Origin of the sequence: Morganella sp. HSTU-ASny43, from assembly GCF_022819185.1 — a bacterium.
In the GTDB taxonomy this organism is placed as follows: domain Bacteria; phylum Pseudomonadota; class Gammaproteobacteria; order Enterobacterales; family Enterobacteriaceae; genus Morganella; species Morganella morganii.
In genome coordinates, this window is the sequence record NZ_WSPG01000013.1 from 53,640 (window position 1) to 70,317 (window position 16,678).

The 16,678-nt window shown below is 52.9% G+C and carries 14 protein-coding genes; 9 read left to right on the forward strand and 5 right to left on the reverse strand.

Annotated features, from left to right (window positions below; all coding sequences use genetic code 11):
* Window positions 1–11 precede the first annotated feature (11 nt).
* Genes cvpA through GN208_RS09005 form a run of 3 tightly spaced genes read left to right on the forward strand, consistent with a single transcriptional unit; the run spans window position 12 to window position 2,668 of the window.
* Window positions 12–518 carry a colicin V production protein gene (cvpA, locus tag GN208_RS08995; RefSeq protein ID WP_004235126.1) on the forward strand — a complete coding sequence of 169 codons (507 nt, stop codon included), beginning with the start codon at window positions 12–14 and terminating at the stop codon, window positions 516–518.
* A gap of 15 nt (window positions 519–533) precedes the next feature.
* Window positions 534–2,051, forward strand: a complete 1,518-nt coding sequence (purF, locus tag GN208_RS09000) for an amidophosphoribosyltransferase (RefSeq protein WP_004235129.1) — start codon at window positions 534–536, stop codon at window positions 2,049–2,051.
* Between the two features lie 23 nt (window positions 2,052–2,074).
* Window positions 2,075–2,668 (forward strand): UbiX family flavin prenyltransferase, encoded by a 594-nt coding sequence (locus tag GN208_RS09005; protein WP_004235132.1) that lies wholly within the window; start codon window positions 2,075–2,077, stop codon window positions 2,666–2,668.
* 40 nt (window positions 2,669–2,708) lie between these two features.
* Here GN208_RS09005 and GN208_RS09010 read toward each other — a convergent pair whose 3' ends face one another.
* Entirely contained in the window at window positions 2,709–3,620 is a 912-nt protein-coding gene (locus GN208_RS09010; protein WP_004235134.1) for a TIGR01777 family oxidoreductase, read from the reverse strand.
* Between the two features lie 258 nt (window positions 3,621–3,878).
* Here GN208_RS09010 and yfcD point away from each other — a divergent pair, with 258 nt between their 5' ends.
* Together yfcD and GN208_RS09020 are read left to right on the forward strand one after the other, a co-directional pair.
* Complete coding sequence (gene yfcD, locus GN208_RS09015; protein ID WP_004235136.1) at window positions 3,879–4,454, forward strand: NUDIX hydrolase YfcD; 576 nt, start codon at window positions 3,879–3,881, stop codon at window positions 4,452–4,454.
* A 350-nt stretch (window positions 4,455–4,804) separates the two neighbouring features.
* Window positions 4,805–6,886, forward strand: a complete 2,082-nt coding sequence (locus GN208_RS09020) for a M48 family metallopeptidase (protein ID WP_004235138.1) — start codon at window positions 4,805–4,807, stop codon at window positions 6,884–6,886.
* A gap of 119 nt (window positions 6,887–7,005) precedes the next feature.
* Here GN208_RS09020 and pta read toward each other — a convergent pair whose 3' ends face one another.
* Window positions 7,006–9,153 (reverse strand): phosphate acetyltransferase, encoded by a 2,148-nt coding sequence (pta, locus tag GN208_RS09025; RefSeq protein WP_004239858.1) that lies wholly within the window; start codon window positions 9,151–9,153, stop codon window positions 7,006–7,008.
* Between the two features lie 72 nt (window positions 9,154–9,225).
* Window positions 9,226–10,428, reverse strand: a complete 1,203-nt coding sequence (locus GN208_RS09030) for an acetate kinase (RefSeq protein WP_004235141.1) — start codon at window positions 10,426–10,428, stop codon at window positions 9,226–9,228.
* A gap of 367 nt (window positions 10,429–10,795) precedes the next feature.
* Between GN208_RS09030 and yfbV the strand changes: the two genes are divergently transcribed.
* The 4 genes from yfbV (at window position 10,796) to GN208_RS09050 (ending at window position 14,605) form a co-directional block, all read left to right on the forward strand.
* A complete protein-coding gene (gene yfbV / locus GN208_RS09035; protein ID WP_004235143.1) occupies window positions 10,796–11,251 on the forward strand; it encodes a terminus macrodomain insulation protein YfbV in 456 nt (151 codons plus the stop codon).
* A 214-nt stretch (window positions 11,252–11,465) separates the two neighbouring features.
* Window positions 11,466–11,960: a YfbU family protein gene (locus GN208_RS09040; protein WP_004235144.1), complete on the forward strand. Its 495-nt coding sequence runs from the start codon at window positions 11,466–11,468 to the stop codon at window positions 11,958–11,960.
* A gap of 30 nt (window positions 11,961–11,990) precedes the next feature.
* Window positions 11,991–12,659: a sugar phosphatase gene (locus GN208_RS09045; protein ID WP_004235145.1), complete on the forward strand. Its 669-nt coding sequence runs from the start codon at window positions 11,991–11,993 to the stop codon at window positions 12,657–12,659.
* Window positions 12,660–12,775: 116 nt separating this feature from the next.
* Window positions 12,776–14,605, forward strand: a complete 1,830-nt coding sequence (locus tag GN208_RS09050) for an SLC13 family permease (protein WP_015422780.1) — start codon at window positions 12,776–12,778, stop codon at window positions 14,603–14,605.
* Window positions 14,606–14,637: 32 nt separating this feature from the next.
* Here the strand turns inward: GN208_RS09050 and yfbR are convergent, their stop codons facing one another.
* Entirely contained in the window at window positions 14,638–15,219 is a 582-nt protein-coding gene (gene yfbR, locus GN208_RS09055) for a 5'-deoxynucleotidase (RefSeq protein WP_004235147.1), read from the reverse strand.
* 114 nt (window positions 15,220–15,333) lie between these two features.
* Window positions 15,334–16,548, reverse strand: coding sequence for a pyridoxal phosphate-dependent aminotransferase (locus GN208_RS09060; RefSeq protein ID WP_004235148.1), 1,215 nt, complete (start codon window positions 16,546–16,548; stop codon window positions 15,334–15,336).
* Window positions 16,549–16,678 lie beyond the last annotated feature (130 nt).

Here is a 16,678-nt window from a genome sequence, read left to right on the forward strand (position 1 = left end):
TGGATAGTGATATGGTTTGGATTGATTACGCAATTATTGCAATTATTGCTTTCTCGGCATTAGTCAGCCTGGTTCGTGGTTTCGTTCGCGAAGCCTTATCGTTAGTGACCTGGGTCTGTGCGTTTTATGTGGCCAGCGAGTTTTTCCCGCTGCTGGCGGACTATTTTACGCGCTTTGATGACCCGCTGGTCCGCAACGGAATCGCCATTGCGATTTTATTTGTTGCGACACTGATTGTCGGCTCGGTGATTAACCATGTTATCGGTTCACTGGTTCAGCGGACAGGCTTATCAGGCACAGATCGTGTTCTCGGGGTTTGTTTTGGTGCTCTGCGCGGGGTGCTGATCGTGGCGGCAATTTTGTTCTTCCTCGACAGCTTTACGCAGATGAGTCAGAGCAGCGACTGGCAGCAGTCACAACTCATCCCCCAATTCAGTCATGTTATCAGGTGGTTCTTTGACTACCTCCAGAATGCGTCAAGTTTCCTGCCGGAGAATTTTCCTTCTCCGCCCGGCTGATGAGGAAAAAACTACATGTGTGGTATTGTTGGTATCGTTGGTTTTACGCAAGTCAATCAATCAATTTATGACGCGCTCACGGTGTTACAGCACCGGGGCCAGGATGCAGCCGGTATCGCAACCATTGACAGTAACAATGGTTTCCGGCTCCGTAAAGCCAACGGACTGGTGAAAGATGTTTTCGAAACCCGCCATATGCTGCGTTTGCAGGGCACACTCGGGATTGGCCATGTCCGTTACCCGACCGCAGGCAGCTCCAGTGCATCGGAAGCACAGCCGTTTTATGTCAATTCACCGTTCGGTATCACTCTGGCGCATAACGGCAATCTGACCAATGCGCACACGCTGAAACATCAGCTGTTTGAAACAGCCCGCCGTCATGTCAATACCACCTCCGATTCTGAAATTCTGCTCAACGTGCTGGCGTATGAGCTGGATCGCTTTGATGCTCACCCGCTGGAGCCGGATAATATTTTTGCCGCTGTCAGCGCGATGCACACCAAAATCCGCGGCGCGTATGCCTGTGTGGCACTGATTATCGGCCACGGTCTGCTGGCGTTCCGTGACCCGAACGGTATCCGTCCGCTGGTACTCGGCAAGCGTACTCTGGTTGATGGCCGTGAAGAGTACATGGTCGCGTCTGAAAGTGTCGCACTGGATACCCTCGGTTTTGAATATCTGCGGGATGTGGCGCCGGGTGAGGCGGTGTATATCACGGAAACCGGGCAGCTCTACACCCGCCAGTGTGCGGCGAATCCGTCACTGACACCGTGTCTGTTCGAGTTTGTCTATTTCGCCCGTCCGGATTCCGTTATCGATAAAGTCTCTGTCTATAACGCCCGTCTGCGTATGGGGCAGAAACTCGGTGCGAAAATTGCCCGCGAGTGGGAAGACCTGGATATCGATGTGGTGATCCCGATTCCGGAAACCTCAATGGACAGTGCGCTGGAAATCGCTCATATGCTGAACAAGCCGTACCGTCAGGGGTTTGTGAAAAACCGCTATGTGGGACGCACCTTTATCATGCCGGGGCAACAGGAGCGGAAAAAATCTGTCCGCCGCAAACTCAATGCCAACCGCACCGAATTCAAAGGGAAAAACGTGCTGCTGGTGGATGATTCCATTGTGCGCGGCACCACGTCAGAGCAGATTGTGGAACTGGCACGGGAAGCCGGGGCGAAGAAAGTCTATTTTGCTTCTGCGGCACCGGAAGTGCGTTTCCCGAATGTCTACGGCATCGATATGCCTAATGCCAACGAGTTAATCGCACATGGCCGTGAAGCAGATGAAATCTGCCGTCTGATTGGGGCGGATGCCCTGATTTTCCAGGATCTGAGTGACCTTATCGATGCGGTGCGTGAAGAGAATCCGGATATCCGGGGTCTTGAGGCATCGGTGTTTGATGGTATCTATGTCACCAAGGATATCGACCAGGATTATCTCGACTATGTGGAAAACTTACGTAAGGATGATGAATTAAAGTTGCGGGATCATAACGAAATTGAGAACCTTGAGATATATAATGAGGGTTAATCTCTTTTTTGTCAGGTGATGTTATGAAAAAACTGATTGTGGGGCTGACCGGCGCAAGTGGTGCTGTCTATGGTGTGCGGCTGCTGGAGGTCCTGCAAACGGTGCCGGAAGTGGAAACCCATCTGATTGTCAGTCAGGCGGCCCGTCAGACACTGGCACTGGAAACGGCGTACAGTCTGCGGGATGTGCAGGCACTGGCGGATGTGGTACATGATGAGCGTGATATCGCCGCCTGTATATCTTCCGGCTCTGTCAGGACACTGGGGATGGTTATCCTGCCCTGTTCGGTGAAAACCCTGTCAGGGATTGTTCACAGTTACACGGACACCCTGGTGACCCGCGCGGCGGATGTGGTGCTCAAGGAAGGGCGCAAACTGGTGTTGGGCGTTCGTGAAACGCCGCTGCATCTGGGACATCTGCGGCTGATGACACAGGCGGCGGAAATCGGTGCGGTGATTATGCCGCCGATGCCTGCGTTTTATCATCAGCCGGAAACGGTGCAGGATATTATTGACCAGACGGTCAACCGTGTGCTCGATCAGTTTGATATTGCATTACCGGAAGATTTATTTACCCGCTGGAGCGGGGCGAAAAATCCCCGCTCTGCACAGCCGTAATCTGAATCACCCGGCCGTTTGTTTCCGGCCGGGCTCTGCATTAATAGTCCGCCGGACTGTCCAGTAAATCCCGCAGTGCTTCTTCCAGATTAATAAACTGACAGCCGAACCCGGCTTCCTCCAGCCGTTTCGGCAGGGCATTCTGACCGCCGAGTACCAGTACCGCCGCTTCTCCCATCAGCGCCTTCACCACAAATGCCGGAACACGCAGCAGATGCGGGCGGTGAAGGATCTGCGCCAGTACCGCTGCAAACTGCTCATTATGGGACGGATAAGGCGCGGTCATATTGAACGGGCCGTTCTGTGCGGGATCGTCGAGCAGAAACAGAATGGCGCTGACCATGTCACTGATATGGATCCACGGCATATACTGACGACCGTTACCAATAGGGCCGCCAAGACCGGCGCGGTACACCGGCAGCAGTTTCGCCAGCGCGCCGCCTTCCGGGGAGAGCACAATCCCGGTGCGCAGCAGACAGACGCGGGTTTTCTCACTCTGTGCTTTCATCGCCAGGGATTCCCAGCGGTCGCACAGAGTGTGGGTGAATTCCTGATTCGGCTCGTCATCCTCCGTCACGACGGATTGTCCCTGATCACCGTACCAGCCCACGGCAGAGCCGGAGAGAAACACCGCCGGCGGCGTTTCACTGGCATTGATAAGCTCACTGAGCCGTTCGGTTATCTGCCAGCGGCTCTCACACAACAGCTTTTTCTGCTCTTCACTCCAGCGTTTATCCGCGATAGGCTCACCGGCGAGGTTAATCACCGCATCGATGTCATTCAGATGTGTTATATCATTGAGTGAATTAATGTTTTCTGCGGCTGAGCAAAAACGGGAATAGACTTTCTGCGGTGAGCGGCTCAGAACCACCACCTGATATTTCCGGGCAATCAGTGCCTGCACCAGCGGAGTGCCGACAAGTCCGGTGCCGCCTGTGATCAGAATACGCATAGATGCTCCTTCTGCCGGTAGGTTTCTCTGACTATAGCAGTTTTTGCCGCCGGGGGATGTGATCGGCAAGAAAGAAAAACAATCATAGAACCGCTATCAATTCTTGATATACTGATTCAATGACCATAATGGCACACTATCATTATTAGTTTGGTATATAAAAGCGGTATAAAGCAGCGGCCCGCGGATTAACAGCGTGTGTCACTGAAAAAACAGAAACAGCATCCGTAATGCTGATAAAAAAGAAAAGGTTAGAGGATGGAACAAGATAGCGCTATCGAGTGGGTGGACGTGGTCGATGAGAATAATGATGTCATCGGCCAGGCGACCCGCGAGCAGATGCGGGCGGAAAACCTGCGTCACCGGGCAACCTACATCGTTGTGCATGACGGCATGGGAAAAATTCTTGTCCAGCGCCGGACTGAGCACAAAGACTACTGCCCGGGTCTGCTGGATGCCACTGCCGGCGGCGTGGTGCAGCAGGGCGAGCTGATGCTCGATTCTGCCCGGCGCGAAGCAGAGGAAGAACTCGGGATCGCCGGTGTGCCGTTTGCCGAACACGGTCTGTTTTATTATGAAGAGCCGGTCTGCCGTGTCTGGGGCGGGTTATTCAGCTGTGTGACTCACGGGCCGTTCGCGCTTCAGGAAAGTGAGGTATCGGAAGTCACCTGGCTGACCCCGGCAGAAATCACTGCCCGCTGTGACGAATTTACGGCCGATTCACTGAAAGCACTCTCACTCTGGCTGACCCGGAATAATCAGAATTATACCCCGGCAGAGCGGCAGAAGCCGGTTGCAACGCCTGAAGCTGAAATGAGCAGCGACAGCGAATAAAAAAGAATAAAAACCGGAGAAGCCTGCAATATGCAGGCTTTTTTATATTTAAAATACGGTGAAATAAAACGCAGGCAGTAAATATATCGGCAAAATAGAATATTATCAGAGACAGTTCAGTATAATTTGTATTATTCCGGTTTCTGGCTTTAATCATTTTCCTGTAGAATGCCGTTCTGAATACAGATAATAATATCAAACCATAAAAACTTCCGTTAACGGCATGAATTACAATGATTTTATGTAATAGGCCTTATGCTTTATTAAAAAATATTAAATAACAAAGCCCGGTTAATAAGAATTATCCGGAAATAGACGGAAGATGATAAAATACAACCTGAACGAGAATAATGATGAGAAATAAATTAGCAGGATGGCTGTTGTTATTACCGCTGCTGCTCACCGCATGGGGTGCATTTCAGTATTGGCGCATCAGTGATGAATATCAGGCTTACCAGTATATTATGTCAGAAAAAGCGGAGCTTCAGCGTCTGATTGCGGAAGATCTGAATACACAGATTACCTACGATGACGGGGAAACTGTGTCTGCCGGTCAGCAACTGGGGATGATTAACCGTGATCTGAATAAATACAGCAGCGAAATTGCCATGATTCTGGCCAGGGCGGGTGTCAGTCTGGGAACTGTCGCCACCGGGATTTTATCACTGCTGTTTGGCGCAGGGGCGATTTATCTCTGCATCAGCAGCGGCCGGGCTGCCCGGCGCTCCCGCGATACGCTGCTGAACGTCTTTGCCCGCTGCCGCAAAATGCTGCCGTTTATCCTGACCGGGCAGATGACGCTGGTCGGCCTGAGCATCATTTGTGTGATGGCGTATGAAGCGCTGTGGTTCGCCGGTAATTTCGTGCTGAGCGGCGGCGGTGCGAAAATCATGATCTTTATTCTGATCAGTATCCTGCTGATTATCTGGTACATCATCAAAGGGCTGTTTAAGCTGCGCAAGAGTTTTGCCATGTTCCGCAGCGAACCGTCGGATGTGACAGGGCATGCCGTCAGCCGGGAGGAAGCACCGGGGCTGTGGCAGTGGGTGGATGAGATTGCCGCGAAAGTCGGCACGCCGTCGCCGGATCATATTGTTGTTGGTATGACAGAGTGTTTTTATGTGACATCCCACAGTATCAGCCTGAATGAAAATCAGCTGATTGAAGGGAAAACGCTGTACTTTCCGCTGCTCTATTCCGCACTGCTCAACCGTGAGGAAGCCAGTGCGGTTATCGGGCACGAACTGGGGCATTTCACCGGCGAAGATACCACGTATAGTCTGAACTTTGCGCCAATCTATGCCGGAATGAGCCACAGTATTTCGCTGGTGGCCAACGAGGTGCAGGATTACTACAGTAAAGTGATTATGAGCCCGTCGGTGTATCTCGGGATCTTTTTCCTCGAGCAGTTTGATTTTGCCGTCAGTCACTGGAGCCGTATCCGTGAGCTGGAAGCGGATAAAGCGGGGGCATCGGTCAGCTCACCGGCGGCTGTGGCGTCATCACTGCTGCGTATCTCTGCGGTCAGTGAGGTGATTTCGGAAACTCTGGGTGAGTTGTATGAAGGTACCCTGAAAACAGATGATTTACTGCCTGTGGTGATGGCGCGTCTGCGTGAGCGCGGTGTGCCGGAAGCCGGACAGTTCCTGAATGAGGCAACCAGTCACCCGAGCGACACACATCCGCAGACCCGTACCCGTATCGAAGCACTGTCTCAGGATCTCAGTGATGAGCTGCTGGCCGACGCTTCCCGTGAAGTGCAGTCGGATGATTACGCCAATATCGCGGACCTGTTCACGGATGCCAAAGCGATTTCCATGATGCTGACGGCGTCACTCTCCGGCATGGTCGCGGAGTACACCACACAGCGGACAGAAGCACTGGAAACGATGCTGCATGAATCTGACGCGGCAGATGAGGTGATCATCACCGAGCGGCGGAAAATGTTCCGGATGATGTTTATCTTTGGTCTGGTGGTTGCGGCCGGGATGGGTATTGCCACGGTGAAACTCGGCGCGGAAGATCTGGTAGCTTCCGGTGCGGTTCACGGCTTCTGGCTGTTACTGCTGTTCTGGGGTGTGGCCTTTATGTACCGCGACAGAGGCAAAGCACCACTGTTTGCGTTCCGCCACGGGCAACTGGTCAGTGAAAAGCTGACACAGCCGTATCCGCTGCACTACATCGTTGATTATGACATCGCGGAAACTTCCGGTGTGGCGACACTCACACTTCATGTGGCTGATGGTGCACCGGCACCGGGTATGGCAGCAAAAAGCCGTTTCTTTAAATACGATGCCAAAAAGCAGAAGCTGATGATTATGATGGCCGGTGTCCGGATCTGGCAGGGAAAATCATTATCTCTGCAGGATTTATCAGAACTGGTACATGGTCAGTTGCAGACGGCACATGTGAAGCACGAGCTGCGGCAGTAATTTTTCTGCTGAAATACAGGGAACCGCCGCAAGGCGGTTTTTTTGACAGGATACATAAAAAAATCCCGGCGGGGAAACCCGGCCGGGATTATGGTCTGTAACTTTTCAGTCAGCAGAACTTATTTTTTCTTCGCTTCGTCCTGCGCTGCCTGAATAGCAGTCAGTGCGATGGTGTATGCGATATCGTCAACTAACGCACCACGGGACAGGTCGTTAACCGGTTTGCGCATACCCTGCAGCATTGGTCCGATAGAGACCAGGTCTGCTGAACGCTGAACCGCTTTGTAAGTGGTGTTACCGGTGTTCAGGTCAGGGAAGATGAAGACGTTTGCTTTACCCGCAACCGGAGAGTTTGGTGCTTTGGTTTTCGCAACGTCAGCCATCACGGCGGCGTCGTACTGTAACGGACCGTCGATGCACAGGTCAGGACGTTTTTCCTGAGCAATGCGGGTCGCTTCGCGGACTTTCTCAACATCGTCACCCTGGCCGGAGGTCCCGGTAGAGTAAGAGATCATCGCAACACGCGGGTCGATACCGAATGCTTTCACAGAGTCAGCAGACTGAATTGCGATTTCTGCCAGCTGTTCAGGGTTCGGATCCGGGTTGATTGCACAGTCACCGTAGACCAGCACTTCTTCAGGCATCAGCATGAAGAACACGGAAGATACCAGTGAGCTGCCCGGTGCAGTTTTGATTAACTGTAACGGCGGACGAATGGTGTTCGCAGTGGTGTGAACCGCACCGGAAACCAGACCGTCAACTTTATCCTGCTCCAGCATCATTGTACCCAGTACAACGTTGTCCTGTAACTGCTCGCGGGCAACGACTTCGGTCATGCCTTTGTTTTTACGCAGTTCAACCAGACGCGGAACATACAGCTCGCGGATGTCAGCCGGGTTAACCAGCTCGATACCGGTGCCCAGAGTCACCCCCTGTGCAGCTGCCACGCGGCGGATTTCTTCCGGATCGCCTAACAGTACGCAGGTCGCCAGACCACGTTCAGCACAGATAGCGGCGGCTTTGATAGTACGCGGCTCATCACCTTCAGGCAGGACAACGCGTTTTTTCGCTTTGCGTGCCAGTTCGGTTAACAGGTAACGGAATGCCGGTGGTGACAGACGGTTCGGACGCTCTGAATCCGCAACCAGGGAATCGATCCATTTGGTATCGATGTGGCTTGCCACGTAGTTCTGAACCAGTTCAATGCGCTCACGGTCATCAGCAGGGACTTCCAGGCTGAAGCTTTGCAGGTTCAGCGAGGTCTGCCAGGTGTTGGTGTTCACAGTGAAGATTGGCAGGCCGGTTTCGAACGCACGTTCGCACAGTTTAGCGATGCTGTCGTCGATTTCATAACCGCCGGTCAGCAGGATCGCACCGATTTCCACGCCGTTCATCGCTGCCAGGCAGGCAGAAACCAGAACGTCAGGACGGTCAGCAGAGGTCACCAGCAGAGAACCCGGACGGAAGTGCTCCAGCATATGAGGAATGCTGCGTGCACAGAAAGTCACAGATTTCACACGGCGGGTTTTGATGTCGCCTTCGTTGATGATTTTCGCGCCCAGGTGGTTCGCCATGTCGATTGCACGGGTGGCAATCAGTTCGAAGTTCCACGGTACACTGCCGACAACCGGCAGAGGCAGGGATTTCAGATCATCTGCGCTCAGGTGAGCGATAGTGGCTTTGGATGAATCATCAAAGATTTCAGACAGATCAGGACGGGTACGGCCCTGCTCATCAACCGGAGCGTTAACTTTGTTAACGATCACGCCGGCGATGTTGGTGTTCTTATGGCCACCGAATTCATTGCGGATCAGTTCCAGACGCTCTTTGATTTCCGCTGCGGTGTCATTGCCCGGTGCTGTCACGAATACGATTTCCGCACCCAGAGTCTGGGCAATATCGTAGTTCAGGGACTGAGCATGCGGGTAGTTGCGGGTCGGTACCAGGCCTTCGATCAGGATCACTTCCGCACCCTGAGTATGCTCGTGGTAACGGGCAACGATTTCTTCCATCAGAATATCTTTCTGATTGGTGGTCAGCATGGTTTCGACATAATCCATATCCAGCGGCTCTGCCATCTTCAGGGAAGAGTGAGCGCGTAAGATCTGGGTGGTCTGATCTTCAATACCTGCACGGCGCGGCTGTGCAACCGGTTTGAAGAAACTCAGGCTGACGCCTTTTTGTTCCATTGAGCGGACAACCCCGAGGCTGACGCTGCTTAAGCCGACACTGGTGCCGGTAGGAATGAGGATAATAGTACGGGACACATGAACCTCTTATTTTTTCACAATTCGGTGTTCAAAATAAATCCGCCGGCGGGGGCCGGCGGAGAGCAAAGATTATGCAGTCAGACGGGCTGCATCCTGTGCGATGACTAATTCTTCGTTAGTCGGGATCACCAGGGCAATGCTGCTGTCGTCAGTGGTGATTTTGCCTGCGTTACCGAAGCGGGCAGCCAGGTTGCGTTCGTGATCCAGTTTGAAGCCCAGCAGAGCCAGTTTCTCCAGAGTGTGTTCACGAACCATCGCTGCGTTTTCACCGATACCACCGGTGAAGATGATCGCATCCAGACGGCCTTCCATCAGGGTTGCATAACCACCGACGTATTTCGCCAGACGGTGGCAGAATACGTTCATTGCACGGGTCGCATCAGCTTGTTTACCGTAGTTTTCTTCAACATAACGGCAGTCGCTGGTGACTTCAGTCAGACCCTGCAGGCCGGATTCTTTGGTCAGCATTTTGTTGATTTCTTCAACGCTCATGCCCATTGAATCATGCAGGTGGAAAATGATAGCCGGGTCGATATCACCGGAACGGGTACCCATGACCAGACCTTCCAGCGGAGTCAGACCCATAGAGGTGTCCACGCACTCGCCGTTAACGATAGCTGCAACAGAACCACCGTTGCCTAAGTGGCAGGTGATTACGTTCAGTTCTTCAACCGGTTTGTTCAGCATTTTAGCTGCTTCACGGCTGACGAAGTAGTGGCTTGTACCGTGGAAACCATAGCGGCGGATACCGTGGTCTTTGTACAGGCTGTACGGCAGGGCATACAGGTAAGCTTCTTCAGGCATGGTCTGATGGAAAGCGGTATCGAAAACACCAACGTTTTTATCAGCCAGGTGAGGGAAGGCTTTCAGTGCTTCTTCCACGCCTAACAGGTTAGCCGGGTTGTGCAGAGGAGCAAAGGCAGAGCACTCTTCCATTGCTTTGATAACTTCGTCAGTGACGATAACAGAGTGAGCAAATTTCTCACCGCCGTGAACCAGACGGTGGCCGATGCAGCCGATCTGTGCGGACAGCTCAGGTTTGTCGCCCATGATATCTTTCACGATGAAACGCAGTGCTTCGCTGTGAGCAGCGCCCGCGCCTAATTGTGCTTCGTGTTTAGCACCATCCATTTTCCACTTGATACGTGCTTCCGGCAGGTTAAAGCATTCTGCCAGACCCGTCAGATATTCATCACCAGTTGTAGGGTCAATGATCGCAAATTTCAGTGAAGAACTACCGCAGTTAAGTACCAGTACCAGCTTACTTGACATGGAATTACCTATAATCTTGTTGTGGATAAGTCTTATGTATTAAGACAGTGGTTAAAACGTAATCTAACTAAGCGTAGCGCAATATTTCAGCGCCGTTCATGATTAACATCATGCAATTTTTATATTGAACGATAAATCATCGCTGCAATCTGTTGTCTGAGGCCTGCTGGCGTAAAAACACACATTTTGCCCTTGAAAAAGGCGGCATCAGACAAAATAATTAACTCAGGATTATTTCACCGTGATTAAACGGGCGTAGCATACCCGCAGATGACAGCAATTTCAAAATATACTTAATCCTACAAAAATATTTTGACTGAATGTAGCCATATTTTAATTATTATGTTTTTTATTGATTGAGGTCATAATGCCTGATAACACACCGGCAAAACCGGGTCTGTTCCGCGCACTGCGTCTCGGTAAACGTTACGCCGCCACCTGGCCGGCCGCGAAACAGCTCGCCCCGGTTTTCCCGGAGAATCGTGTCATAAAATCGACACAGTTCGGTATCCGTTTTATGCCGCCGCTGTCGGTGTTTACCCTGACATGGCAGATAGCCCTCGGCGGGGCATTAGGTCCCGCAGTCGCCACCGCACTGTTTGCCTGCTCGCTGCCGCTGCAGGGGTTATGGTGGCTGGGACGGCGCGCCGCCACGCCTTTACCGGCCGGGCTGCTCAGCTGGTTTTACGAAATCCGTGCAAAATTTGCCGAAGCCGGGATTGCGATTGCGCCGGTTGAAGGCACACCGGATTATATGGCACTGGCCGAGTTACTGAAACGCGCTTTTAAGCAGCTGGATAACTCTTTTCTGGATGACCTGTAAGTTGCGCTGTTTTCCGCCCGGTTATGCGGGCGGAAGAACCCCTTCCTTTATTAATCGATTCAGCTTCTGTAACCCCCTGTTTTTCCTCTCCGTATAATTACCCGGGCGAAATTCCCCGCTGAGATCAAAAAAGGTGTGTATTTCACTATCTTATAGATTTGAGTAATGCGATGATTCTGACCATACCCCGGATTACTTTTTCAGGAGATACACCATGGAAATGACCAACGCACAACGCCTTATCCTCTCTAACCAGTATAAAATGATGGCTATGCTGGATCCGGATAATGCCGAGCGCTACCGCCGCCAGCAGACTATTATTGAGCGCGGCTTCGGGCTGCAGATGCGCGAACTGGATCGCGATTTCGGCGAGCTGCCGGAAGAAATCTGCCGCCGTGTGATTGATATGATGGAAATGTACCACGCACTGCGTATCTCCTTCGACAACCTGAAAGAAGCAAAAGATATCGACCCGCGCCGTATCCACTTCTTAGGTTTTGATGCGGCGACCGAAGCACGTTATTTAAGTTATGTGCGTTTTCTGGTAAATACGGAAGGGCGTTATACCCACTTTGACAGCGGCAGCCACGGCTTTAACTCCCAGACGCCGATGTGGGATAAATATGTCCGTATGCTGGGTGCATGGCATAACTGCCCGCGCCAGTATCACCTGAGTGAAGTGGAAATTAATCAGATCCTTAACGCATAATATTCCGGTATCCGTAACGGCGAGGCACGCATGGCACTGACTGCAAAAGGTTTTTTGTTTGATCTGGACGGCACACTGGCCGATTCCCTGCATGTGGTGGAGCGTGCCTGGCTGGCGTTTGCCCGCCGTATCGGTGCGGATGAGGATGAAGTAAAACATTTTATTCACGGCAAACCGGCGGTTGAGTCCATCCGCCATTTTCTGCCGGATGCGGATGAGAATGAAATCGCCGCGCAACTGGCGTGGGTGACAGAGCAGGAGATCAGGGAGAGTGATCAGGTCACGGATCTGCCCGGTGCGCAGGTACTGCTGGCGCGTCTGACCTCCCTTGATATTCCGTGGGCAATAGTCACCTCCGGTTCTGTGGCTATTGCCCGTCCGCGGCACAGTGCGGCAAATCTGCCGGAGCCGGATGCCTGGGTGACGGCGGATAATATCACCCGCGGCAAACCGGATCCGCAGCCCTATCTGCTGGGCGCGGAAAAGCTGGGGCTGGCGCCGCGCGACTGTTTTGTGTTTGAGGATGCCACCGCCGGTCTGCTCTCCGGGCTGGATGCCGGTTGTCAGGTAATTGCCGTGCATGTTCCTGCCGGAACACCGCGCACGGATGAACTGGCTATGCGGGTGGATTCACTGACAGAAATTGAGGTTGAGAAAGCGGCGGACGGTACGGTAACACTGACCCGCCGTCCCGGCTGACAGCCGGAACACCGCTGCACAGCACCGATCAGACGATGAGGGAAAACGGGCTGTGCGTTAACAAAAACGATGAGACAGGATGTTCGCTGTCCGGGCATTGACGAAAGAGGACGTTGGTGAATACGGAACTCGTGTGGGTGCTGACCCTGCTGTTTATCGCCATTGTTTTATTTACCACCAACAAAGTCCGGATGGATGTTGTGGCGTTGCTGGTGATCACCGCTTTCGTACTGAGTGGTACGCTGACGGTTAATGAGGCCGTCGCCGGTTTCAGCGACCCCAATATTCTGCTGATTGCCGCCCTGTTTGTGATCGGGGAAGGGCTGGTGCGTACCGGGGTTGCCTATCAGATGGGGGACTGGCTGGTGCGGGTGGCCGGTTCCGGTGAAACCCGCCTGCTGGTCTTCCTTATGGTCAGTGTTGCCGGGCTCGGCGCGTTTATGAGTTCGACCGGTGTGGTGGCCATTTTTATCCCTGTCGTGCTCAGTGTCTCCGCACGTATGAAAATCTCCCCTTCGCGGCTGATGATGCCGCTCGGCTTCGCCGGGCTTATCAGCGGCATGATGACTCTGGTGGCAACACCGCCGAACATGGTGGTGAATAGTGTCCTGGAAATGGAAGGCATCAAAGGCTTTAACTTCTTCTCGATTACCCCTGTCGGATTACTGATCCTGCTGGCCGGTGTCGGCTATATGCTGATTGCCCGTCACTGGCTGGGCAGCAAACAGCCGGAAAAAGCAGGGGACAATGTGCGGCGTACCTTTCGTGATCTGATCCGCGACTACAAACTGAGCGGCCGTGCGCGGCGTCTTGCTGTCCGTAACGGTTCGCCGCTGATCGGCAAAACGCTGGATGAACTGCATCTGCGCACCCGCTATGGCGCGAATGTGGTGGGGATTGAGCGCTGGCGGCGTTTCCGGCGGGTGATGGTCGGTGCGACCGGCGGTATGGAGCTGCGTGACCGTGATGTGCTGCTGATAGATATGTCTGCCAGTGATATGGATTTGCGCGAATTTTGTGCCGAGCAGATGCTGGAGCCGATGATCCTGCGCGGTGAATATTTTTCCGAACACTCCCGCAACGTGGGCATGGCGGAAGTCTCCCTGAACCCGGAAAGTGAGCTTATCGGCAAAAGTCTGCGGGATATCGGTTTCCGTACCCGTTACGGGCTGAATGTGCTGGGTCTGCGCCGGGGCGGGGCCGCCCTTGACGGCAACATTGTGGATGAGCCGCTGCAGCTCGGGGATATCCTGCTGGTGGTCGGGGACTGGAAAATCATCCGCGTGCTGGCGACCAAACGGCGTCACTTTATAGTGCTCAACCTGGCGGCGGAAGCGGAGGCGGTGGTACCTGCTGCATCCCAGGCACCGCATGCGTTGTTTTGTCTGGCACTGATGGTGGCTATGATGGTCACCAATGAAATCCCGAATTTTATCGCGGCACTGATTGCCTGTCTGCTGATGGGAAAATTCCGCTGTATCGATATGGAAAGTGCTTACCGGTCAATCCACTGGCCGAGTATCATTCTGATTGTAGGGATGATGCCGTTTGCGCTGGCGTTACAGAAAACCGGCGGTATCACGCTGATTGTCAGCGGGCTGATGGACGTGGCCGGTGATCTGGGCCCGCATGTGATGCTGACCGCCCTGTTTGTGCTGTGTGCGACTATCGGGTTGTTTATCTCGAATACCGCGACAGCGGTTCTGATGGCACCGATTGCTATCCAGGCGGCACATGAAATGCAGGTGTCGCCGCTGCCGTTTGCGATGGTGGTGGGCGTGGCGGCATCGGCTGCCTTTATGACACCGGTTTCCTCCCCGGTAAACACGCTGGTGCTCGGGCCGGGGAATTATACCTTCGGGGATTTCGTCAAAATCGGTGTGCCGTTTACGCTGGTGGTTATGGCAATCAGTATCGCGGTGATCCCGTTACTCTTTCCGTTCTGACGGCGTGCCCTGATGAAAGCACAGTTGCCCGGTTACTGGCTGATTTCATCCAGTGACAGACTGAATCCCGGAATAAACACGTCGCGGAAATAGTCCATTTCCGGGCTGCGGCGTTCTTCGAGGGTTTTTTCCAGCCGCGCTTTCGCCAGATGAAACTCGGTATTACCCGCACCTATCTCTTCCAGACACTTGAGATAAGCACACAGGGCATCGGCCTGTTTGACGATTGCCGCATCTTCCGGTGAATGCGCGTCTTCATCAATCAGCGGAGCAAAATCCGCCTGTAACTCTTCAGGGATCATGGCAATCAGTTTCTTTTGCGCCATGCGCTCAATTTTTTTGTACTCATGAGCTATCTGCGGATTGTAATACTTGATAGGTGTCGGCAGGTCGCCGGTAATCACTTCACTCGCATCATGGTACATCGCCAGCAGGGCAATTTTTTCCGGATTGAGTGTGCCGCCGAATTTGCGGTTTTTAATCACGGCCAGTGCATGTGCCACAAACGCCACCTGGAGGCTGTGTTCAGAGACGTTTTCCTGAATCACATTGCGCATCAGCGGCCAGCGGGTGATCAGTTTCAGACGGGAAAGGTGGGCAAAAAAGTAACTCATAGACAACATTCCTGGCAGCAATCTGTTGATAACAAGAGCGGATATTCTGCGGTGTTCCGGGCGGGATGTAAATAAAAACGGCTTCCCGGGGGAAGCCGCTGACAGCAGAAACGATTACTGACGGTAGTGAGAGAGGAAACGCCCGAAGCGGTTAATCGCCATCTCCAGGTCATCCTCACGCGGCAGTGTCACGATACGGAAGTGGTTCGGTTCCGGCCAGTTAAAGGCAGTACCCTGTACCAGCAGTACTTTTTCCTGTAACAGCAGGTCGAGGATCATCTTCTGGTCATCGTGAATATTAAAGCGCTTGGCATCAAATTTCGGGAACATATAGAGTGCGCCCATCGGTTTGACACAGGAGCAGCCCGGTATCTGGTTAATCAGTTCCCAGGCTTTGTTGCGCTGTTCATACAGACGGCCGCCCGGATGAATAAACTCATTGATGCTCTGGTACCCGCCGATTGCGGTCTGGATAGCATGCTGCATCGGCACGTTGGCACACAGACGCATGGACGCGAGCATTTCCAGCCCTTCAATATACCCTTTGGCGTGTTTCTTCGGCCCGTTCAGGACCATCCAGCCCTGGCGGAAACCGGCGATACGGTAGGTTTTTGACAGGCCGTTGAAGGTGACGGTCAGCAGATCCGGCGCCATTGCGGCGATAGAGTGGTGGACGGCATCGTCATACAGAATTTTGTCGTAGATTTCGTCAGCAAAAATGATCAGGTCATTCTGACGGGCGAGTTCGACAATCTCCTGTAACAAATCTTTGCTGTAAACAGCCCCGGTCGGGTTGTTCGGGTTAATCACCACAATACCGCGGGTGCGCGGGGTGATTTTCTTTTTGATGTCCTCAATGTCCGGCATCCAGCCCTGTTCTTCGTCGCACATATAGTGCACGGCAGTACCGCCGGAGAGGGAGACCGCACCGGTCCATAACGGGTAATCCGGTGCCGGTACCAGCATTTCATCACCGTTATTCAGCAGCGCCTGCATGGACTGCACAATCAGTTCAGAAACCCCGTTACCGATATAGACATCTTCCACCGTCATATCGCGCATGCCGCGTTCCTGGTAGAACTGGACAATGGCTTTACGGGCGGAATAGAGGCCTTTTGAATCGCTGTAACCCTGGGAGCTTGGTAAATTACGGATAACATCAACCAGAATTTCGTCCGGGGCATCAAAACCAAACGGCGCCGGGTTACCGATATTCAGTTTGAGAACTTTCTGGCCTTCCTCTTCGAGACGTTTAGCCTCTTTGAGCACCGGCCCGCGAATGTCGTAACAGACATTATCGAGTTTGCTGGATTTCTTTATTATATTCATCTGTTCAGGACCTTAGCGCGTTAATCTTATATTTTATCAGGTAAAACCCGTTATAACCCACTCTACTCTTACCGTACGGGGTTTTGAAGACAGTAAACGTCTTTTGGTTAAAAACAACAGGATTTGTTTT